Genomic DNA, 19,741 nt, shown 5'->3' with positions numbered 1-19,741 from the left:
ATCCTCCCCCGTCCGGGGGTCGCACGTCGAACGGGCGGCCTCGCCCGGCCCCGGGGGCTCAGTCGAACAGCGTGGGCGGCGCCTGCGCGGGCGCGCCCGGCAGCCCGAGGTTCCAGCTGCGCCGGTGCTGCTCGCTCGCCCCGCGCTCGGCCAGGGCGGCCCGGTGCGCGGCTGAGCCGTACCCCTTGTTCCCGGCCCATCCGTACCCCGGGTGCGCCGCGTCGAGGGCGATCATGACGTCGTCGCGGGCCACCTTCGCGGCGATCGACGCGGCCGCCACCGTCGCGCACCGGTCCTCGGCCCGCACCAGCATCGTGGGCTCGGGCGGCAGCGGGCGCGGCGCGGGCGCGGGGCCGGCGTCGGGATCGGAGCGGCTCAGCCAGTCGTCCCGGCCGTCGAGCACGAGGGCGACCGGCTCCTGCCCCACCGCGGCGCACAGCGCCGCCCACGCCCGTCGCCCGGCGAGGCCGAGGGCCGCCGAGATCCCCAGCGCGTCGATCTCCGCGGGGCCGGCCTCGCCCAGCGCCACCCCGGCCGCCCAGTCCTCGATCTGCGGGACCAGGGCGCGCCGGCGTCGGTCCGTGAGCGCCTTGGAGTCGCGCACCGGAGGGATCTGCCCGGCGGCGGGCAGCCACGCGGCGCACACCCCGACGACGACGGGCCCGGCCAGCGCGCCCCGGCCCACCTCGTCCATGCCCGCCACCAGCACCCGGTCCGCTCCCCGCGCGGCGAGGGCCGGCGCGGCCAGCCCCGCCTCGACGTCCAGGCCGGCGCGCACCGTCGGCCGGCCACCGCCCCGGCGGGCGGTCACGTGCGAGCCTCCGGCGCGGGCGCGTCCGGCACGGTGGCGAACGCGTCGGGGTCGGTGCCGGCGCCGCCGATCCGGTCCAGCGGCCAGACCACGAACCGGGCGCGGCCCACCACGTCGTCGAGGGCCACGAACCCGCCCCCGGGCCCGGCGCGGTGCGCGCGGGAGTCCGCCGACGCCGAGCGATGGTCACCGAGCACCCACAGTCGCCCCGCAGGCACGGTCACCTCGAACGCCTCCTGCGCGGGCGTCTCCCCCGGCGCGAGGTACGGCTCCTCCACGGGCACCCCGTTCACGCGCAGCGTCTCCTCGCCGGGTGTCCAGGAGACGATGTCCCCCGGCAGCCCGACGGCCCGCTTGATCACGTGGCCGCCCCCGGGCAGCCAGCCCTTCGTGTCTTCGAACACCACCACGTCACCGCGGCGCACCGGGAACGGATCCGGGGTGAGCAGCGTGGCGACCACGCGGTCGCCGGCCCGCAGCCCGGGCTCCATGGACGAGGACGGGATGGCGTACATGCGCGCCAGGAAGGCCCACGCCAGCACGCAGGCGAGTACGGTCACGGCGGCCGCGATCAGCGCGGTGCGGCGCCCCGTCACGGCGTGTCCCCGGAGGGGGCGTCCACGGTCCCGCGGCGGGACAGGGGCCACACGATCTCCGCGGCCCGGCCCTCGACCCGCTCGAGCGGGATCAGCCCGCCGCCGGGGGCGCCCAGCAGTGCGCGGGAGTCCCGGGAGGCGGCGCGGTGGTCGCCCAGGACGACCATGCGCCCGTCGGGCACCTCGAAGGACCAGGTCCCCGCCGCGGCCGGCTCGTCTGCGGTCACGGGCCTGCCGAGATAGGGCTCGTCCAGCGGCTCGCCCTCGCGCAGCAGCCGCCCGTCCGGGGCGCAGCACTCGAGACGGTCCCCCGGCAGGGCCAGCACGCGCTTGACGAACACGTCCTCGGCCGCGCCGACGCCCCACCACCGGGCGACGTCCTCCAGACCGCGCTCCAGCGATCCGGCCGAACGGTACGGCGCCAGGCTGCCGGCACCGTCGAACACCACCACGTCCCCGTGGTGCAGTCCCTGCCCGCCGGCCGCGGCGGCGTCCACCCGCACGCGGTCACCGGGCTGCAGGGTCGGCTCCATCGACCCGGAGGGGATGAGGTAGACGGGCCCGGTGAGGGCGCGCAGCACCGCGGCCACCACGACGGCGGCCACCACGGTCAGGCCGAGCCACGCCCACCAGCGGCTCGCGCCGGAGGCGGGGGCCGCCGTCGTGCCCGGGGAGGAACCGGCCCCGGACGCGACGGAGCCCCGTGACCGGCGGGGGTCACGGGGCTCCGAGGTGCGCATGGGTCGATCACCGGCCGGCGGGGCCGACCGGGATGATCACTTGGCGTCGACGCGCTTCTCGCGGATGCGGGCGGCCTTGCCGTGGCGGTCGCGCATGTAGTAGAGCTTCGCGCGGCGCACGTCGCCCTTGGTGACGACCTCGATCTTGTCGATCACCGGGGAGTGCACCGGGAACACGCGCTCCACGCCGATGCCGAAGGACACCTTGCGGACGCGGAAGGTCTCCCGCACGCCGTGGCCCTGACGGCCCATCACGTAGCCCTGGAACACCTGGACGCGGGCGGTCTTGCCCTCGATGATGTTCACGTGCACCTTGACGGTGTCGCCGGGAGCGAACTCCGGGATGTCGTCGCGCAGTGTCTTCTTGTCGAACGAGTCGAGAATGTGCATGTCGTCTCTCCTGGCGGATGCCACAGGTCAACCGCGTGGTATGCGGGCGCACGGTCCGTCCACGTCCGCATGACGAGGGGGCCGGGTCCCGAGCCGAGGGCCGGGCTCCGCACGTGGGGTGCGGTCCCGGGGTCCGATCCGTTGACGCGCGCCCCCTGTGGCAGGTCGGGCGTCCGGCGGACACGAGGATCCATTATGCCACAGCCGATGACGCCGCGACGCCCCTCCGGCCCGTCGGGCGCGGCGGGTCAGTCCTCGGAGTCGTACGCCGCCCACAGGTCCGGTCGCCGCTCGCGCGTGCGCTCCTCCTGCTGGGCCCGACGCCAGGCCGCGACCTTGCCGTGGTCGCCCGAGAGCAGCACGGGCGGCACCGCACGGCCCCGCCAGTCCGCGGGCTTGGTGTAGACCGGGTACTCCAGCAGGCCGTCCTCGTGGGACTCCTCGACGAGCGAGGCCGGGTTGCCCACGACGCCCGGCACGAGGCGGCCGACGGCCTCGATCATCGCCAGCGCCGCGACCTCGCCGCCGTTGAGCACGTAGTCGCCCAGCGAGACCAGCCGCACCTCGAAGAGCTCCTCGGCCCAGCCGAAGACGCGCTCGTCGATCCCCTCGTAGCGGCCGCACGCGATCGCCACGTGCTCCCGGCCCGCCAGTTCCCGGGCGAACCGCTGGGTGAAGCGCTCCCCCGAGGGCGTCGGCACGAGCAGCACGGGGCGGTCCCCCGGCTCCGCCGACGACGACTCGGCGGGGGCCGGTGACACGGGCCCCTGGGCCGCCACGTGCTCGAGCGCGAGCGCCCACGGCTCCGGTTTCATCACCATGCCGGCGCCGCCGCCGTAGGGCGTGTCGTCCACGGTGCGGTGCCGGTCGAAGGTGAAGTCGCGCAGGTCGTGGACGTGCACGTCCACGAGGCCCTCGCGGCGGGCACGGCCCAGCAGCGAGACGTCGAGCACCGCGAGGTACTCGGGGAAGATCGTGACGACGTCGAAGCGCACCGCTCAGTCCTCCGCATCCGCATCGGTGGGCCCGTCTGCGGCGCCCTCGTCCTCGCCGGTGGCGAGCTCGAGCAGCCCCGGCGGCGGGGTCAGCACGAGCACGCCGGCCTCGGGGTCGATCTCCGGGACGATCTCCTCGACGAAGGGCACCAGGGCCTCCTCCTCGACGCCGTCCAACGCGACGTGCAGCAGATCCTGGACCGCCCCGGTGGTCAGGGCCGTGACGACGCCGACGCGCTCGCCGTCGACCCGCACCTCGAGGTCCACGAGGTCCTCCTCGTACCACTCGTCGGACTCCTCGGGCGCGGCGGGAACGGCGAACAGCTGGGCGCCGCGCAGGGTCTCGGCGACGTTGCGGTCCGGCGACTCCTCGAAGCCGACCACGAGGATCTGCTTGTTCCACCGGGCCCGGGTGACGGTGAGCTCCGCCGGCAGGCCCGGGGCGCCGTCGCGCACCACGAGTCGCTCGCCGGGGGCGAAGCGGGCGTCCGGGTCGTCGGTGAAGACCTGCACGGTCACCTCGCCGCGGATGCCGTGCGGCTTGCCGATGCGGGCGACGCGGACGAGGTCGTCCTGGGCTGCGGGACTCATGGGCTCTCCTGGGTGGGACGGTCGGTGGCGGGAGGGGGCGGGGCCGCAGACGACGACGGCCCGCCGGCCCGGTGAGGGGCGGGCGGGCCGTGCGTCACGGGCCGTCAGGAGCGGCGGTCGGTCTCCACCACGTCCACGCGGACGGGGTGGCCGGCCAGGCCGTCCAGCACGGTGCGCAGCGCGGTGGCGGTGCGACCCTGGCGGCCGATCACGCGACCCAGGTCCTCGGGGGCCACGCGGACCTCCAGCATGTCGCCGCGCCGCTGGGAGCGGGCGTCCACACGGACCGCCTCGGGCGTGTCCACGATGCCGCGCACCAGGTGCTCGAGGGCCTCGGTCAGCATGGTCACTCGGACTTCTCGGCGTCCTCGGCCGGGGCCTCAGCGGCCGGAGCCTCGGCGGCCTGCTCGGACTCGGCCGGGGCCTCCTCCTGCTTCGGCTCCTCCGGCAGGATGACCGAGCCCTTCTCGGGGGCCACGAAGGCCTCCTTCTCGGACTTGGACTTCAGGGTGCCCTCGGCGCCCGACTCGCCCTTGAACTTCTGCCAGTCACCGGTGACCTTCAGCAGCGCGGCGACCTGTTCGGTCGGCTGGGCGCCGACGGAGAGCCAGTACTGGGCGCGCTCCGAGTCGATCTCGATGAACGAGGGCTCCTCGGTGGGGTGGTACTTGCCGATCTCCTCGATGGCACGGCCATCGCGGCGGGTGCGCGAGTCCATGACGACGACGCGGTAGAACGGGGCGCGGATCTTGCCGAACCGCTTCAGACGAATCTTGACAGCCACGAGTGTGGTTCTCCTTCAGTGGATCTGGGGGGCCGGGGCACGACGCCGCGTGGGGGCAGCGGGCGTCGACGACCTGGCACACGGAACGGAGCGCAGCGGAGCATAGAGGGTCGTCCGGGCTCACGCTCAGTACCGTGCCATTCTGCCAGATCGGGCGGGCCGGTGCACACCCGGCGCGCCGCGACCGGGCAGCGGGCGACTCAGCGGTCCTTGAGGTACTTCTCGAAGCCCGCCGGCAGGTTGAGGGTGGACGGGTCGAAGCCGTCCATCCCCGCGCCGTCGCGGCCGAACACGGCCCCGGCCTGCGCCTGGGCGGCGCGGGCGCGCCGCTCCTCGATCGCCTTGCGCTCGGCCGCGGCCTTGGCCGGGTTGCCGGACTTCACGCGATCGCGCTTGGCGTTCTTGCCCTTCCCCTTGCCCTTGCGGGAGGCGCCGCCCGGCGTGCCGGGCATGCCCGGGATGCCGCCGCCGGCGGCCATGCGCTTCATCATCTTCTGTGCCTCGGCGAAGCGCTCGAGCAGGCCGTTGACCTCGGACACGCTCACGCCCGAGCCGCGGGCGATGCGGGCACGGCGGGAGCCGTTGATGATCTTGGGGGCCACGCGCTCGTGCGGGGTCATCGAGTGGATAATCGCCTCGACGCGGCCGATCGACGACTCGTCGAACTGCTCGAGCTGCTGCCGCATGCCCTGGGCGCCCGGCATCATCATGAGCATCTTCTTCAGCGAGCCCATCTTCTTGAGCTGCTGCATCTGGGCGAGGAAGTCGTCGAGGGTGAAGTCCTCCTGGTCCGCGAACTTGCGGGCCATCTTCTCGGCCTCGGTGCGGTCCCAGTTCTGCTCGGCCTGCTCGATCAGGGAGAGCACGTCGCCCATGTCGAGGATGCGCGATGCCATGCGGTCCGGGTGGAAGACCTCGAAGTCCTTCAGGCCCTCGCCCGTGGAGGCGAACATGATCGGCTTGCCGGTCACGTGGCGGACGGACAGCGCGGCGCCGCCGCGCGCGTCGCCGTCGAGCTTGGTGAGCACGACGCCGGTGAAGCCGACGCCCTCGTTGAACGCCTGGGCCGTGGCCACGGCGTCCTGGCCGATCATCGCGTCGATGACGAAGAGCACCTCGTCCGGGTCCACGGCGGCGCGGATGTCCGCGGCCTGCTGCATGAGCTCGGCGTCCACACCGAGGCGGCCCGCGGTGTCGATGATGACCACGTCGTGGTACTTCGTGTTGGCCTCGGCGACGCCGTCGCGGGCCACCTGCACCGGGTCGCCGGTGGCGGCCTCGAACTCGGAGGAGACGCCGGGGTGCGGCGCGTAGACCGGGACGCCGGCGCGCTCGCCGCCGACCTGCAGCTGCTTCACGGCGTTCGGGCGCTGGAGGTCGCAGGCCACGAGCAGCGGGGTGTGGCCCTGGGACTTGAGCAGGTGGGCGAGCTTGCCGGCGAGGGTCGTCTTGCCGGCGCCCTGCAGGCCCACGAGCATGATGACGGTGGTGCCCGTCTTGGCGTGCTGGATGCGCCGGGTCTCGCCGCCGAGGATGCCCACGAGCTCCTCGTTGACGATCTTCACGACCTGCTGGCCCGGGTTCAGGGCCTGGGCGACCTCGGCGCTGAGGGCGCGCTCCTTGATCTGCGCGATGAACTGGCGGACCACGGGCACGGCGACGTCGGCGTCCAGGAGGGCGCGGCGGATCTCGCGTGCGGTGGCGTCGATGTCCGCCTCGCTCAGCCGCCCCTTGCCCTTGAGGCTGCGGAAGGTGGCTGTGAGGCGGTCGGACAGGGAGTTGAACACGGCGGGTGTGATCCTTCGAAGCGGGGTCGACTGATCCGGACGCGGTCGGTCGCGGGCGCCGCGGCTTCCACCGCGGCGCCCGTCAAGCCTAGCAACCCGGCTGGAGGGGTCAGCCGGCGGCGCCGCCCCGATGGGCCTGCGCGTCGGCCGGGACCGGGACGCCGCCGAAGCCGACGTCGTAGTGGTAGGCCGACTCGTCGTGCAGGGTGAGGTCCACGCCGCGCTCCTCGTCCTCCTCGCTCACGCGCAGGCCCAGGGTGGCCTTGAGCACGAGCGCGATGAGGAAGGTGAGCACCGCGGTGAACACCACGGCCACGACGACGGCCACCGTCTGGGCCAGCAGCAGACGGCCGTCCCCGCCGTAGAACAGGCCCGCGGGGCCCTCGGAGGGCAGGGCGAAGAAGCCGATGAGCACGGTGCCCAGGATGCCGGCGGTCAGGTGCACGCCCACCACGTCGAGGGAGTCGTCGAAGCCGAGGCGGTACTTGAGGTTCACGGCCAGGGCGCTGGCCGCGCCGGAGGCCACGCCGATCACCAGGGCGCCGAGCGGGCTGACGAAGGCGCACGCCGGAGTGATGCCGACGAGGCCGGCCACGATGCCGGAGGCGGTGCCGATCGAGGTCGGGCGGCCGCGGCGCACCCACTCCACCACGACCCAGCCGAGCATGCCGGCCGCGGCGGCGGCCAGGGTGTTGATCCAGATCAGGCCGAGCTGGCCCGTGTCGCCGGCGGCGCCGCCGTTGAAGCCGAACCAGCCGAACCACAGCAGGGCGGCGCCCAGCATGGTGAAGGGCACGTTGTGCGGCTTGTGGCCGGGGTCCACGCCGAAGCCCTTGCGCTTGCCCATCATCAGGGCCAGGACGAGCGCCGCCACGCCGGCGCTGATGTGCACCACGAGGCCGCCGGCGAAGTCCAGGGCCTCGCCGAGGCGCGAGCCGATGGCGCCCTCCTCGGCGAGCAGGCCGCCGCCCCACACCATGTAGGCCAGCGGCGCGTAGACCAGGGTCACCCACACCGGCACGAACACGCACCAGGTGAGGAAGCGGGCGCGGTCCGCGACCGCGCCCGAGATGAGGGCCACCGTGATGATGGCGAAGGTGGCGCCGAAGCCGGCGGCGATCAGACCGCCCTCCTCCATCGCGGTGGTGAGGCCGGGGTCGGCCAGCGGGCTGCCGACGAGGCCGAGCCAGCCCTCGCCGCCGGTCATGCCGGAGACCCAGAGGATCCACACGACGCCGACCAGGCCCATCGAGACGAAGGACATCATCATCATGTTCAGCGCGGACTTCGAGCGGGTCATCCCGCCGTAGAACAGGGCGAGCCCCGGTGTCATCAAGAGGACGAGGCCTGCGCTCACCACCATCCACACGGTTCCGGCGTCCAGGGTCATCTCGTTCATGGGCGTCTCCTCGGTCTGAGCCGGACGCCCGCCGCGTCGACGCCGTTCGTCCGGCGTCGTCGCCCGGTCCAGGATCGGACCGTTGCTCAAGGAGCGTAGCGGAGCGTGAGGCGCGGCACGGTGGCGCGCACGGAATCGGACGCAATGTGACGCGCCGCGCCGCCGGGGGTGACCGGGGACGCAGCGGGCCCCTCCCGACGACGTCGGAAGGGGCCCGGTGCGCGGCGCGGCGGGTCAGTCGGCCAGCAGCGCGTCCACGAAGCCCTCGGCGGTGAAGGGGGCGAGGTCGTCCGCGCCCTCGCCGAGGCCGATCAGCTTGACCGGCACCCCCAGCTGGCGCTGGATGGCGACGACGATGCCGCCCTTGGCGGTGCCGTCCAGCTTGGTGAGCACGATGCCGGTGACGTCCACGACCTCGGCGAACACCTTGGCCTGGGTCAGGCCGTTCTGGCCCGTGGTGGCGTCGAGGACGAGCAGGACCTCGTCCACCTCCGCCTGCTTCTCGATGACGCGCTTGATCTTGCCCAGCTCGTCCATGAGGTTCGACTTGTTCTGCAGGCGGCCGGCGGTGTCCACGAGCACGACGTCGGCCTCCGCGCGGATGCCCTCGGCCACGGCCTCGAACGCCACCGAGGCCGGGTCGGCGCCCTCCTTCTCGGAGCGCACCGTGGGCACGCCCACGCGGGCGCCCCACGTGGCCAGCTGCTCGGCGGCGGCGGCACGGAAGGTGTCCGCGGCGCCCAGGACCACGTCGCGGTCCTCGGCCACGAGCACGCGAGCGAGCTTGCCCACGGTGGTGGTCTTGCCGACCCCGTTGACGCCCACGACGAGGGTCACGGCAGGGCGGCCGTCCCGGCGGGTGGCCGCGAGGCGGCGGTCCATGGACGGGTCCACCATGGCCACGAGCTCCTCGCGCAGCAGCGCGCGGACCTGCTCGGGGTCGCGGGTGCCCTCCACGGTGACGCGGGCCTTGAGGCGGTCGACGAGCTCCATGGTGGGCTCGGTGCCGAGGTCCGCCATGAGGAGGGTCTCCTCGATCTCGTCCCAGACGTCCTCGTCGATGCGGTCCTGGGAGAGCAGGGCCAGCAGGCCCTTGCCGAACACGTTGTTGGACTTGAGCAGCCGGGCGCGCAGGCGGGACAGACGCGAGCCGGCGGCCTCGGGGCGCTCCAGCTCGGGGGCCGCGGGGGCGGTCTCGACCTCCTCGACGACCTCTGGCTCGGCGACGTCGACCGTCGCCTCCTCGGCGTCGGGACGCTCCAGGACCGCGGTGGACCCGCCGGGCGCCGCGTGGCGGGGCCCGGGGCGCGGGTCGTCCGCGTCGCGCACCCCCTGGTACGAGCCCTTCGGCGGGGCGGGCCGGCGGTCCAGCAGGCCGACGATGAGACCGCCCACCAGCAGGGCGAGGACGACTGAGATGATGAGCACGATTTCCACGTGCCCAGTCTCGCACACGGGTTCTCACCGGGCCCGCGGGGATCCCCCGGGCCGCGCCCGGGGCTCACGGCAGCCGGGTCGGCGTCCCGTCCGCGTCGATCCCCACTCGCGCCGTGCCCTCGGCGCCGCGGACCACCAGGGTGAGCGTGCCGTCGTCGTGCTGTTCGACCTCGACGCCGACCTCGTCCTCGGACCCGGCCGGGATCAAGACCGAGACCAGGCCGGCCTCGGGCCCGGCCGAACGGAAGGCGACCTGGGTGGCCTCCTCCCGCACCTGCTCCGCCGGATAGTGCCAGCCGCGGTGCAGGTGGCCCTCCGGATCCATCCGGCCTCGGTGGATCGCCAGGTCGTCCTCCCCCACCGACGCCCCGTCCAGGCGGACCTGGACCAGAGTCGTGGCCTCACCCGAGGCGGATTCGACGGCGCGGACCGTGTCGGGGGCGATCCGCTCCGCAGTGAACTCGGTCGGCAGGTTCCACAGGCTCTCCACCACGTGGCCGGCGCGCCCGTCCTCGATCCGGGTGCGGTCCACCACCACGGCGGCGTCCGGCTCGGTGAGCACCAGCACGGACCGACCCCGCTCCCCGCCCGCGGTCAGTGCCTGTCGGGCCGAGGCGCCGTCGGCCGAGCCGTCCGGCGACACCGTCAACGAGGTCCGCTCGGCCGCACCGTCCCCGGGGAACTCTTCGAGGGTGGGCAGGTGGATCACGTTGTGCGCGGTGGGACCGAGACCCCAGGGCCGCCAGTCGTCCGTCACGATGCCGGGGTGACCGCCGTCCTCGATGACCTGACGACCACGCGCGGTGTACAGGAACTGCAGCAGGTCCCCCCGGTGGGCCTTCTTCTCGGTTCCCGTGCCGGAGCGCAGCATCCAGCTCGCCGCCTGCCGGAAGCCCTCCTCGGGGGTGCCCCAGGAGGAGCGCCCGAACACGGGGCCGTTCTCGAAGGCGCGGACACGGTCCGCGGGGGCGACACCCTCGGCGCCCTGGGTCGCGGCGTAGCGCAGACCCTCGCTGATCCCGGTGAAGGGCTTGACCGGATACTCGGCGCTGTCCCCGTACTGCCAGTAGGAGCCGGTGGAGTCCACCATGTGGGGCAGCGCCTCGCCCATGGCCTCGACACGGCCCTCGAAGGCCTCCGACGGGACTCCACAGGCGGTGCTCGTCGTGTCGATCGCGTGAAACAGGGTGTAGTTGAACTGGGCGTAGTGGGGCGCCGCCTCGTTACTCAAACCCTCTTCGTCGATCTGGTACGGCAGATCCGCCTCCACGCGCTGCATCGCGTGCCGCATCCACTTCGGACGGTCCAGGACGCAGCCGGCCCCCAGCAGGCCCCGGTTCTCCATGGAGCCGTGGTTGTGCCGGGCCGAGTACCGGGCCATGTTCTGGTCCGCGTGGCGGCCGATCAGCTCGTCCACCCACGCGTACTCCTCCGGCACCGTCCCGCCCTCGCGCTGCAGGACCACGCTTCGGAAGCAGAGGAGCACGTTGAGCCGGTGCGTGTTCGCCTCGAGGTCGTCGTGGTCCTCCGCCCAGCCCTGCTCATGGTCGGCGGCCCAGTCCGCGATGAGTCGCTCGGCCACCGCGAAGGCCTCCTCATCCCCCTCGCGGGCGGCCTCGATGCTGGGGCCGATCCACCGCAGGGAGGCCAGCCACAGGCGCCACCCCTCGTCCTCGTAGGGGTCCGCGTCCCAGTCGACGTCGCCGTGCCCGTCGCCCACGGCCACCGGCTCGAAGACGTGCCAGGCGTACACGTCCCGGGCGTTGGACTCCACGGTGTTGTGCCGGGGCACCCGGCCGTAGCCCTGGCAGGGGTAGAGCTCGGCGCGGGCCAGCTCGGCGGTGCTCGCCGAGGCCGAGGCGGGATCGGCCGGCGCCGCGGCCCCCGAGGCCGTCGGCGCGGCCGACGGCGGCGCCGGGGACGCGGTCACCGTGGGGGGCTCCCGCGGCTCCTCGACCCCGTCGGGAGCCGTGCAGCCGGTCAGCACGAGACCGGCGCCCAGGGTGACCGCGAGCGCCGCGGACCGGGCACGCGCACGGGGGAGGACACGGAATCCACGGGGACGGCTCATGCCGCCAACCTACCCCTGCCGTGGATCGTGTGAGGTGGGAGGATGGCGGCCATGCCCTCCTCTCCTCCGGCCGCACGCGTGCCCCTGCCGACCGAGATCAAGGTGATGGTCGCGGCGGCGTTCGTGATCGCGATCGGCTTCGGCATCATCGCGCCCCTGCTGCCGCAGTACGCGGAGATGTTCGCGTCCGACTTCGCCAACCCGGCCACCGCCGTCGCCGCCGTGGTCTCCGCGTTCGGCCTCACCCGCCTGCTGTTCGCGCCCGTCTCCGGCCGGCTCACCAACCGGCTCGGCGAGACGCCGGTGTACATGACGGGCGTGCTGATCGTGGCCGCCTCGATGTTCCTGATCGCCTTCGCCCAGGACTACACGCAGCTGCTGCTGTACCGCGCGCTCGGCGGCGTCGGCTCCACGCTGTTCACGGTGTCCGCCATGGCGTTCCTGGCCAGCAAGTCCCCGCCGACCATCCGCGGGCGGGTCTCGGGCGCCTACGCCTCGGCGTTCCTGATCGGCAACATCGTGGGGCCGATCGTCGGCTCCGTGCTGGCCGTCTTCGGCTTCCGGGTGCCGTTCCTGATCTACGGGACCTCGCTCGTGATCGCCGCCGGGATCGTGTTCGTCATGCTCCGGGACACCCGCCTGCAGGACCGCGCCCGCGGGGAGACCCGGCCCGTCATGCCCCTGCGCGCGGCGCTGGGCCACCGCTCCTACCGCGCGGCCCTGACCTCCATGTTCGCCAACGGGTGGGCGACCTTCGGGGTGCGCAACGCCATCACGCCGCTGTTCGCCGCGAGCGCCTTCACCGGGACGGCGCTCCTGGGATGGGGCATCACCGAGGAGAACCGCCAGCTCATGGCCGGACTGGCGCTGTCCGTGTTCGCGGCCGGCAACGTCCTCGCGGTGGCCTCCAGCTCCCGGCTCTCCGACCTCCACGGGCGCAAGCCGCTGATCCTCGTGGGACTGGCCGTGATGGCGGTGTTCACCGGGGCGATCGGCTGGCTGGAGTCGCCCCTGCTGTTCCTCGTCTCCTGCGCGCTGGCCGGTGCCGGCACCGGCACCCTCAACGCCCCGCAGCAGGCCGCCGTCGCGGACCTCGTGGGCCAGGACCGCAAGGCCGGTCCGGTGATGTCCGCTGCGCAGATGTCCGGTGACCTGGGGGCCATCCTCGGCCCGCTGCTCGTGGGCCTCGTGGTGGACGCGGCCGGCTACGGCTGGGGCTTCGTGGTGACGGGGGCGGTGATCGCCGTCGGCGCCCTCGCCTGGGCGCGGGCTCCGGAGACCAACCTGCCGGTCGCCCCCGGCGGACCGCGGACCGGTTCCCTGCCAAAGGTCGACCCGGACGTGGACCCGTGCCGGATGGAGGGACGCGAGCTCGGCTGAGCGCCGGCGTCCACCGAACGACGACGTCCCCGGACCTGGCAGGTCCGGGGACGTCGTCGTCGGGGGGCTCAGGCCGGCATCCACTCCCAGCCGTACCACTGGTCCGCGAGCGCGATGCGCCACAGGTGGCGGGCGAAGACGCGCCGCTCCATGCCCTCCGGGGGGCTCACCGTGCCGTGCAGGGCGGACTCGACGACGGCGGTGAGGATCGGCTCGGACAGGTGGTCCTGGAGCACGTCCGGATGCGGACTGTCCATGAGGCCGCGGCACAGGGCCAGGAGGGTCCTGCCGGAGAACTCGCCCACGCGGCGCGGGCCGGTGCGCGGGACGGGCTCGACCGTCGGCAGCGGAGCGGTGCGGGCTGCGTGATGCGGGCCGGACCAGTCCGGGTCGGGCCCGTCGTGCTCGAAGGCCCAGGAGTTGTTGCCCAGCGGGACGGCCATGACCTCGGGCCAGATCCGGGCCATGGCGCCGAACAGCGCACGCTGCGACACCTTCTCGGACAAGGAGAGGGCGTCCGCCACGGCACCGACCTCCGCGTCGCCGAGGGGGTAGGCGATGGTCGCGTCCCGGCCGTAGTGAGCGATGTGTGCGTGCAGGTAGGGGCCGGCGGAAGTGGCGGGCGTAGAGGTAGAGCTTCTCCTCCCGGCTCTGCGCGGGGAGTTCGTGGAACCACCGCTCGAGGGCGGACTCCACCGGACGGCGGCGGTGCTCCGTGAGCAGCTCGGGGGCCGAGCGGGCCTTGATGCGGCGCAGCGCCTGCGAACCCGTGTAGGTGAGGCGCTGGGCCATGCCGCCCTTGAGCAGCGGCCACTGCCCCAGCATGATGCCCTCCCCCGGCGTGGCCGGGTCGGGTCCCCGGTAGCGGGCCGTCTGGGCCTCGGAGAGCGGCTGACCGCCGGCCTGCCGGAGGGTGGAGAGCATGTGCTCGCGTGGCCCCGCCCCGTCCAGGACGGTCGGCTGCGTGACCTCGTGCGGCATCCCGAGGGCCTCGGTCATCATGCGCGCCACCACGGCGTCGGGCTCGTGCTCCTCACCGAAGGTGACGGCCCGTGCGTCGACGTCGCGACCCTTCAGCAGGGCGAGCAGGGTGCGGGAGTCCTTCCCGCCGGAGAGCCGCAGCTGCACAGGGCGGCCGGCGAGCACGTCCTCGACCCGATCCATGGCCGCGGTGAGGGCGGCGGCCGCCGCCTCGGCCCCCTCCTCCGGCGTGTGGTCCTCCGTCAGCGTCGAGCGCAGGCCCGGGGGGACCTCCCCGAGAGAGGCGGCGCCCCCCACGATCTCCAGCGACCGGTCGATCGGCAGTCGCGCGACGCCCTCGAACGGGGTGACGTCCTCGAAGCTGTACCCCGAGTACAGGTAGTGGGCCAAGTAGCGCTCGTCCCGGCGCACGCCCGGCCGGTGTCCGGCGGCCAGGGCGAGCGCCACCAGGAGCGGCCGGTTGGAGACGTACACGTGCTCCGAGTCCTGCGCCCAGTAGAGACCGTCGAAAGCGGGCACGGTGGCCCACGCGGTCACCCGGTCCACGTGGCGTTCCACCATCACGGCCGCGTACTGACCCCATACAGGGCGGTCGTACCCGAGACGGGAGCCGACCCGGCGGACATTCCGGATCAGCTCATCCCACACGGGATGGCCGCCGGTGACGGCCCACCGGTCCCCCTCGGCAGCGGCAAGCGCGGGGCCACCAGTGCGCTGGAACACGAGGGCGACGGTCGTGACGGAGGGCTCCACGATCACAGGCTCCTGGTCGTGGGCCGGGCCCACGAACGGTGCGTAACCGTCAGCGACCGCGCGCAGGCGGCTCCGGGTGAGGTCGAGGGTGAGACCCCGGCGGGGCCGACGCGGGACGGCGAGGAGGAACTCGGTCACGCCGGATCCCCCCCGTCGAAGGCCGGCAGCCGCTCGCCCACGCCGAGCAGCTCGGCGATCGCCGAGACCGTGCGCTCCGCCGCGCGGCCGTCGCCGTAGGGGTTCACGGCCTGGGACATCGCGGTGTACGCGGCCTCATCCGTCAGCAGGCGGGTGACCTCGGTGACCACGACCTCCTCGTCCGTGCCGATCAGACGCACGGTGCCGGCGGTCACGGCCTCGGGACGCTCGGTGTTCTCGCGCATCACGAGGACGGGCTTGCCCAGGGACGGGGCCTCCTCCTGGACGCCGCCGGAGTCCGTCAGCACGACAGTGGCCACGGACAGCAGGTGGGTGAACTCGCCGTAGGCCAGGGGCTCGGTCACGAGCACGTTCTCGCGGCCCTCGATCTCCGGCAGGATGGCCTCGCGCACCACCGGGTTGCGGTGCGCCGGCAGCACGAAGGTGACCTCCGGGTGGTCCGCGGCCAGGCGGGCCAGGGCGCGCCCGACGCCGCGCATCGCGTCGCCCTGGTTCTCGCGCCGGTGGGTCGTCACCAGGACGACGCGACGGCCGGACGCCTCCAGCTCGGCCAGACGCTCGTCCTCGAACGGCACCTGGTGGCCGACGGCCTCCAGCAGCGCGTCGATCACGGTGTTGCCCGTGACGTAGATATCCTCCGCGGCCACGGCCTCACGCAGCAGGTTGTCCCGGCTCACGGTGGTCGGGGGCAGGTGCAGCGCCGAGATCTGGCTGGTGATCTTGCGGTTGGCCTCCTCCGGGAACGGGGAGAGGATGTCGAAGCTGCGCAGGCCCGCCTCGGCGTGGACCACGGGGATGCCGCGGTTGAAGGCGGCGACGGCGCCCGCCGTCGAGGTCGTGGTGTCGCCCTGGACGACGACGGCGTCCGGCCGCTCCTGCTCGAGGACGGCGTCGAGCCCGTCGAGGGTGCGGGCGAACACGCCGTTGAGGGTCTGGCGCGGCTGGATGATGTTCAGGTCGTGGTCCGGGACGATGCCGAACAGCTCGTTGACCTGGTCCAGCATCTCGCGGTGCTGCCCCGTGACGGTCACCACGCACTCGAACCGCTCGTCGGCCTGCAGCGCCTTGACGATGGGGGCCACCTTGATGGCCTCCGGGCGGGTTCCGTAGATGGGCATGACCTTGGGCACAGTTGCTCCTCTTGACTGGACGACGGACCGCGGCCGCGGCCCGATCAGGCTCGACGCGGGCGCGAGCTGGCGCCAGTCTACTGACGGCGCCGCCGCACCGCCGGTTGCTAGAGTGGCGACTCGCGGCGGGCCGCCCCGGCCCGCCTTCCCGCCTGCATGAAGAGAGGCCGCGACGGCATGTCAGACACCGGCGACCCCCGCGTCCCGAGCGGCACCGCGGTCCTGACCGTGGACGGAGCCACCCTGCGCCGAGTGGGCGCCCGTCCGGGCCTGGCGCGCTACCTGGCCTCCCTCTGGGAGTACCGCTCGTTCATCCTGTTCGACTCCCGCTCCCGGATCGCCGGGGCGAACTCCGTCAACGCGCTCGGCCGCGTCTGGATGGTCCTCAACCCGATCCTCGACGGCGCGGCGTACTTCCTCGTGTTCGGGCTGCTGCTGGGCACCGGCCGCGGAGTGCCGAACTTCCTCGGCTACCTGATCATCGGCGTGTTCCTGTTCCGCTACACCTCGAGCGCGATCACGGCGGGGTCGCGTTCGATCTCGACCAACCTCTCCATCGTCCGCGCCTTCCGCTTCCCGCGGGCCACCCTGCCGATCGCGACGAACATCCGCGAGCTGATGCTCTTCGGCCCGACGCTGGTGGTGATGCTGGTGCTGGTCCTGGCCATCCCGCCGATGGAGCAGATCACGTGGCGCTGGCTGCTGCTGATCCCGCTGCTGGCGCTGCAGACGCTGTTCAACGTCGGCGCCTCCCTCCTGCTGGCCCGCTACGTGGCCCGCTGGTCCGACCTGTCCAACCTCATCGCGTTCGGCACCCGGATCTGGCTCTACGTGTCCGCCGTGTTCTTCAGCGCCGACCGCTTCGCGGACTTCCCGCCGATGATGACCGCCATGCATCTGAACCCGCTGTTCTGCGTCCTGGACATCGCGCGACAGTCCCTGCTGTACGCCTCCGACGCGGACCCCATGCGGTGGGTCGTCCTCGCGGCGTGGACGGCGGCCCTGCTCGTGGTGGGGACCGTGGTGTTCTGGCGCGCTGAGGAGACCTACGGGGAGGAACGATGAGCGCGGACCCGCTGACCCCCTCCGTCGTCGTCGACGAGGCGTCCATGACCTACCGCGTCCTCTCGGCCGAAGCGGTCCAGCCCCGCCGGGGCCTGCGGGGTCGGGTCCGCGCCGCCCGGGGCGTTCGCACCACGGAGGTCCAGGCGCTGCAGCCGCTGTCGTTCGTGGTGGGGCGCGGCGAGTCCGTGGGCGTGATCGGCACGAACGGGTCCGGCAAGTCCACCCTGATGAAGCTCATCACCGGCCAGATGCGCCCGACCACCGGCCACATCTACGCGACCTCCACGCCCGTGATGCTGGGCGTCAACGCCGCGCTCGTGCGCCAGGTCTCCGGTGAGGACAACATCCGTCTGGGCTGCCTGGCGATGGGGATGTCCCGCGCGGAGGCGGAGGCCAAGCGGGACGCCGTCGTCGCCCTGTCCGGTCTCGACGACCACGCGCTCCAGCTGCCGCTCAAGGCGTACTCCTCGGGCATGGCCGCGCGCCTGCAGTTCGCGATCGCCACCTCGGTGGACCCGGACATCCTCGTGATCGACGAGGCGCTCAACACGGGCGACGCCCAGTTCCGCGAGCGCACGCGCCAGCGGCTCGACGAGCTGCGCGAGCAGGCCGGCTGCGTGTTCCTGGTCAGCCACTCCCTCAGCACCATCCAGGAGATGTGCCAGCGCGTGATCTGGATCGAGCGGGGCGTCCTGACGATGGACGGCAGCCCTCGCGCCGTGACGCGCGGCTACAACCTCTACGCCCGGGCCATGGCCCAGGGGCGGACCGAGGAGGCCCAGGAAATCCTCGAGCGCAAGCAGTCAGAGCTCGTGCGGGAGCGCATCGCGTGGAGCGGCGGCGAGCGGCCCACCGGGATCACCGCGCTGTGAACGTGGCCGGGGCGCGGCTGCGTCGCTGGGCGGGCCGGGCCCGCATCGTGGGCGAGCGCGCGGCCGCCACGGCCGGCGACGCCGGCGCCTCGGCCCTCCGCGCGGCGCGCGGCGCCCGGGGCCTGGCCACCCTCCCGGAGCGCACCTGGCGTGCGGCGGACGTGCACGTGCCGGACGCGTCGGCCGCGCTCCCGCTCCCGGCGGCGGCGGTGCTGCGCCGCGCCCTGACGGGTGCGCGCGTCCCCTCCCTCGACGCGTTCTCCCCCCTCGGGCCCCGGCCGGCCGCCGCGCCGGCCGTCCTGCTCCTGCCGGTGGACGAGCCGGCCGCGCGCGGCTGGTCCGTCGAGGCGGCCGCCGAGCTGGCCGCCCGGCGCTGCGCGGACCTGGAGATGCCCGCCGGCGCGCCCGGCCTGCACACGGTGCTGATGTCTGACCCGGCCTCCCGCCGGGCCCTGACCGCCGCCCTGCGCACCGCCGGCGGCCGCCTCCCCGGGGTGCTCGTCGTCGCGTGCCCGGACCCGGCGACGGCGGCCGGCCGGGCGCGGGTCCTGGCCGCACTGGGGCTCGTCGACGCGGTCCTCGCCCCGGAGGGAACCCGGCTGGACCCCCCGCTCGCCCGCGCGGCCGCACGCGCGGGCCGCGCCGTGATCGGACCGGACCGGGCAGCTGAGACGTGGGAGCGCCTGGCCGCCGCTGGCCGGGCGGCGCGACTGGACGCGCTCACGCCCGCCGAGGCCGCCGGCCCACCCGCCGCACCGGCCCCCCGGGTGCGGGTGACCGCAGAGCCGCGGCGCGTCGTCGTCGCGGGCCACGACCTGAAGTTCGCGGGCGCGCTGATGGACCGGCTGCGCGCCGACGGGCACGAGGTGCGCGTGGACGCCTGGCGCGGCCACGCCCGCCACGACGTCGAGCGCAGCCGCGCCCTGGCCGCGTGGGCGGACGTGGTGCACTGCGAATGGAGCCTCGGCAATCTCGCCTGGTACTCCCGGCACCTGGACTCCCCGCACCGCACCACGCGGTTGACCAGCAGGCTCCACCTGCAGGAGGCGGGCACGGCGTTCCCGTCCCGGGTGCGGCAGGACGCCCTGGACGAGTGGGTGTTCGTGGCCGAGCACGTGCGCGCCCAGGTGCTGCGGGACACCCGTTTCCCGGCGTCGCGGACCTCGGTGGTGCCGAACGCGGTGGCCGTGCCGCCCACGCTCCCGGACGGCGACGACGACCGGCGCTTCGTGCTCGGGCTGGTCGGCGTGCTGCCCGAGCGGAAGGGGCTGCACCGCGCCCTCGACCTGCTGGCGGCGCTCCGCCGGGTCGAGCCCCGCTACACGCTCCGGATCCGTGGCCACCACCCGGAGGAGGTCGGCTGGATGGCGCAGCGCCCCGCCGCGGCGGCCTACTACCGGGCGCAGCTGCGCCGCATCGAGACCGACCCGGTGCTCGCCGGAGCCGTGACCTGGGACCCCCACGGGCCGGACATGCCCGCGTGGTACGCCCGGGTGGGCGTCGCGCTCTCCGTCTCGGACTTCGAGTCGTTCCACTTCACGCTGCCCGACGGCGCCGCGCACGGCTGTCTGCCGGCCGCGCTCGCGTGGGCGGGCGCCGACCTGCTCTACCCCGCCGCGTGGCTGAGCCCGGACGTGGCCACCATGGCCGAGGCCCTTCGCCGGGCGACGGCCGACGCGCGGGCCTGGCGGTCCGCCGTGGCCCAGGCCCGGCGAGACGTGGCGCACACCTATGCTGAGGAGGACGTCGTGCCTGCCCTGGTCCGTCGGATCCTGGGGGGCGCCGCCGCCTGACCCCGCC

18 protein-coding genes and 1 pseudogene are annotated in these 19,741 nt (G+C 73.9%); 4 read left to right on the top strand and 15 right to left on the bottom strand.

Annotated elements, in window-relative coordinates:
• Nucleotides 1–58: 58 nt before the first annotated feature.
• The 12 genes from B1A86_RS04545 to B1A86_RS04490 all read right to left on the bottom strand — a co-directional run bounded on the left by B1A86_RS04545 (nt 59) and on the right by B1A86_RS04490 (nt 11,601).
• Complete coding sequence (locus B1A86_RS04545; RefSeq protein WP_036312829.1) at nt 59–811, bottom strand: ribonuclease HII; 753 nt, start codon at nt 809–811, stop codon at nt 59–61.
• Nucleotides 808–1,407: a signal peptidase I gene (gene lepB, locus B1A86_RS04540; protein WP_036312832.1), complete on the bottom strand. Its 600-nt coding sequence runs from the start codon at nt 1,405–1,407 to the stop codon at nt 808–810. The genes B1A86_RS04545 and lepB (B1A86_RS04540) overlap by 4 nt, the downstream gene beginning before the upstream one ends.
• Complete coding sequence (lepB, locus tag B1A86_RS04535; protein WP_041103135.1) at nt 1,404–2,147, bottom strand: signal peptidase I; 744 nt, start codon at nt 2,145–2,147, stop codon at nt 1,404–1,406. Before lepB (B1A86_RS04535) ends, lepB (B1A86_RS04540) begins: the two co-directional genes overlap by 4 nt.
• A 36-nt stretch (nt 2,148–2,183) precedes the next feature.
• The gene (gene rplS, locus B1A86_RS04530; protein WP_041103137.1) at nt 2,184–2,537 is read right to left on the bottom strand and encodes a 50S ribosomal protein L19; all 354 of its coding nucleotides are present in this window, start codon (nt 2,535–2,537) and stop codon (nt 2,184–2,186) included.
• A gap of 248 nt (nt 2,538–2,785) precedes the next feature.
• Nucleotides 2,786–3,532 (bottom strand): tRNA (guanosine(37)-N1)-methyltransferase TrmD, encoded by a 747-nt coding sequence (trmD, locus tag B1A86_RS04525; RefSeq protein ID WP_020625067.1) that lies wholly within the window; start codon nt 3,530–3,532, stop codon nt 2,786–2,788.
• Between the two features lie 3 nt (nt 3,533–3,535).
• The gene (gene rimM, locus B1A86_RS04520; RefSeq protein ID WP_078026062.1) at nt 3,536–4,123 is read right to left on the bottom strand and encodes a ribosome maturation factor RimM; all 588 of its coding nucleotides are present in this window, start codon (nt 4,121–4,123) and stop codon (nt 3,536–3,538) included.
• 104 nt (nt 4,124–4,227) lie between these two features.
• Entirely contained in the window at nt 4,228–4,467 is a 240-nt protein-coding gene (locus tag B1A86_RS04515; protein ID WP_029248213.1) for an RNA-binding protein, read from the bottom strand.
• A gap of 2 nt (nt 4,468–4,469) precedes the next feature.
• Nucleotides 4,470–4,907, bottom strand: coding sequence for a 30S ribosomal protein S16 (gene rpsP / locus B1A86_RS04510; RefSeq protein WP_036340115.1), 438 nt, complete (start codon nt 4,905–4,907; stop codon nt 4,470–4,472).
• Nucleotides 4,908–5,107: 200 nt separating this feature from the next.
• Entirely contained in the window at nt 5,108–6,694 is a 1,587-nt protein-coding gene (gene ffh / locus B1A86_RS04505) for a signal recognition particle protein (protein WP_036340112.1), read from the bottom strand.
• A gap of 109 nt (nt 6,695–6,803) precedes the next feature.
• Nucleotides 6,804–8,093, bottom strand: a complete 1,290-nt coding sequence (locus tag B1A86_RS04500; protein ID WP_036340110.1) for an ammonium transporter — start codon at nt 8,091–8,093, stop codon at nt 6,804–6,806.
• A gap of 234 nt (nt 8,094–8,327) precedes the next feature.
• Entirely contained in the window at nt 8,328–9,530 is a 1,203-nt protein-coding gene (gene ftsY / locus B1A86_RS04495) for a signal recognition particle-docking protein FtsY (protein ID WP_036340106.1), read from the bottom strand.
• A 64-nt stretch (nt 9,531–9,594) separates the two neighbouring features.
• Complete coding sequence (locus B1A86_RS04490; protein ID WP_036340103.1) at nt 9,595–11,601, bottom strand: alginate lyase family protein; 2,007 nt, start codon at nt 11,599–11,601, stop codon at nt 9,595–9,597.
• Nucleotides 11,602–11,652: 51 nt separating this feature from the next.
• On the opposite strand from B1A86_RS04490, the gene B1A86_RS04485 reads away from it, so the two are divergent.
• Nucleotides 11,653–12,981 carry an MFS transporter gene (locus B1A86_RS04485; protein ID WP_036340101.1) on the top strand — a complete coding sequence of 443 codons (1,329 nt, stop codon included), beginning with the start codon at nt 11,653–11,655 and terminating at the stop codon, nt 12,979–12,981.
• A gap of 68 nt (nt 12,982–13,049) precedes the next feature.
• On the opposite strand, the gene B1A86_RS04480 is transcribed toward B1A86_RS04485, so the two are convergent.
• The 3 genes and pseudogenes from B1A86_RS04480 to wecB form a co-directional block, all read right to left on the bottom strand.
• A complete protein-coding gene (locus B1A86_RS04480) occupies nt 13,050–13,505 on the bottom strand; it encodes a hypothetical protein (RefSeq protein WP_036340098.1) in 456 nt (151 codons plus the stop codon).
• Nucleotides 13,506–13,896: 391 nt separating this feature from the next.
• Nucleotides 13,897–14,145, bottom strand: a pseudogene (locus B1A86_RS11905) (asparagine synthase-related protein); the annotation flags it as partial.
• Between the two features lie 704 nt (nt 14,146–14,849).
• On the bottom strand, nt 14,850–16,004 hold the full coding sequence (gene wecB, locus B1A86_RS04470; RefSeq protein ID WP_036340092.1) for a non-hydrolyzing UDP-N-acetylglucosamine 2-epimerase: 1,155 nt from the start codon (nt 16,002–16,004) through the stop codon (nt 14,850–14,852).
• A 177-nt stretch (nt 16,005–16,181) separates the two neighbouring features.
• On the opposite strand from wecB, the gene B1A86_RS04465 reads away from it, so the two are divergent.
• Genes B1A86_RS04465 through B1A86_RS11835 form a run of 3 tightly spaced genes read left to right on the top strand, consistent with a single transcriptional unit; the run spans nt 16,182 to nt 19,734 of the window.
• The gene (locus B1A86_RS04465) at nt 16,182–17,069 is read left to right on the top strand and encodes an ABC transporter permease (RefSeq protein ID WP_078026108.1); all 888 of its coding nucleotides are present in this window, start codon (nt 16,182–16,184) and stop codon (nt 17,067–17,069) included.
• Nucleotides 17,066–17,941 carry an ABC transporter ATP-binding protein gene (locus B1A86_RS04460; protein ID WP_078026060.1) on the top strand — a complete coding sequence of 292 codons (876 nt, stop codon included), beginning with the start codon at nt 17,066–17,068 and terminating at the stop codon, nt 17,939–17,941. The genes B1A86_RS04465 and B1A86_RS04460 overlap by 4 nt, the downstream gene beginning before the upstream one ends.
• On the top strand, nt 17,938–19,734 hold the full coding sequence (locus tag B1A86_RS11835) for a hypothetical protein (RefSeq protein ID WP_305847235.1): 1,797 nt from the start codon (nt 17,938–17,940) through the stop codon (nt 19,732–19,734). Before B1A86_RS04460 ends, B1A86_RS11835 begins: the two co-directional genes overlap by 4 nt.
• Nucleotides 19,735–19,741 lie beyond the last annotated feature (7 nt).

The sequence above is a fragment of the Micrococcus sp. KBS0714 genome, from assembly GCF_002008305.4.
GTDB lineage: Bacteria > Actinomycetota > Actinomycetes > Actinomycetales > Micrococcaceae > Micrococcus > Micrococcus luteus.
This window is presented reverse-complemented; position numbering and strand designations above follow the sequence as displayed.

Coding starts and splice junctions, on each gene's coding strand:
- B1A86_RS04465 (WP_078026108.1), top strand. CDS start 16,182: ATGTCAGACACCGGCGACCCCCGCGTCCCGAGCGGCACCGCGGTCCTG.
- rplS (WP_041103137.1), bottom strand. CDS start 2,537: ATGCACATTCTCGACTCGTTCGACAAGAAGACACTGCGCGACGACATC.
- lepB (WP_041103135.1), bottom strand. CDS start 2,147: ATGCGCACCTCGGAGCCCCGTGACCCCCGCCGGTCACGGGGCTCCGTC.
- B1A86_RS04485 (WP_036340101.1), top strand. CDS start 11,653: ATGCCCTCCTCTCCTCCGGCCGCACGCGTGCCCCTGCCGACCGAGATC.
- B1A86_RS04515 (WP_029248213.1), bottom strand. CDS start 4,467: ATGCTGACCGAGGCCCTCGAGCACCTGGTGCGCGGCATCGTGGACACG.
- B1A86_RS04500 (WP_036340110.1), bottom strand. CDS start 8,093: ATGAACGAGATGACCCTGGACGCCGGAACCGTGTGGATGGTGGTGAGC.
- rimM (WP_078026062.1), bottom strand. CDS start 4,123: ATGAGTCCCGCAGCCCAGGACGACCTCGTCCGCGTCGCCCGCATCGGC.
- B1A86_RS04460 (WP_078026060.1), top strand. CDS start 17,066: ATGAGCGCGGACCCGCTGACCCCCTCCGTCGTCGTCGACGAGGCGTCC.
- B1A86_RS04490 (WP_036340103.1), bottom strand. CDS start 11,601: ATGAGCCGTCCCCGTGGATTCCGTGTCCTCCCCCGTGCGCGTGCCCGG.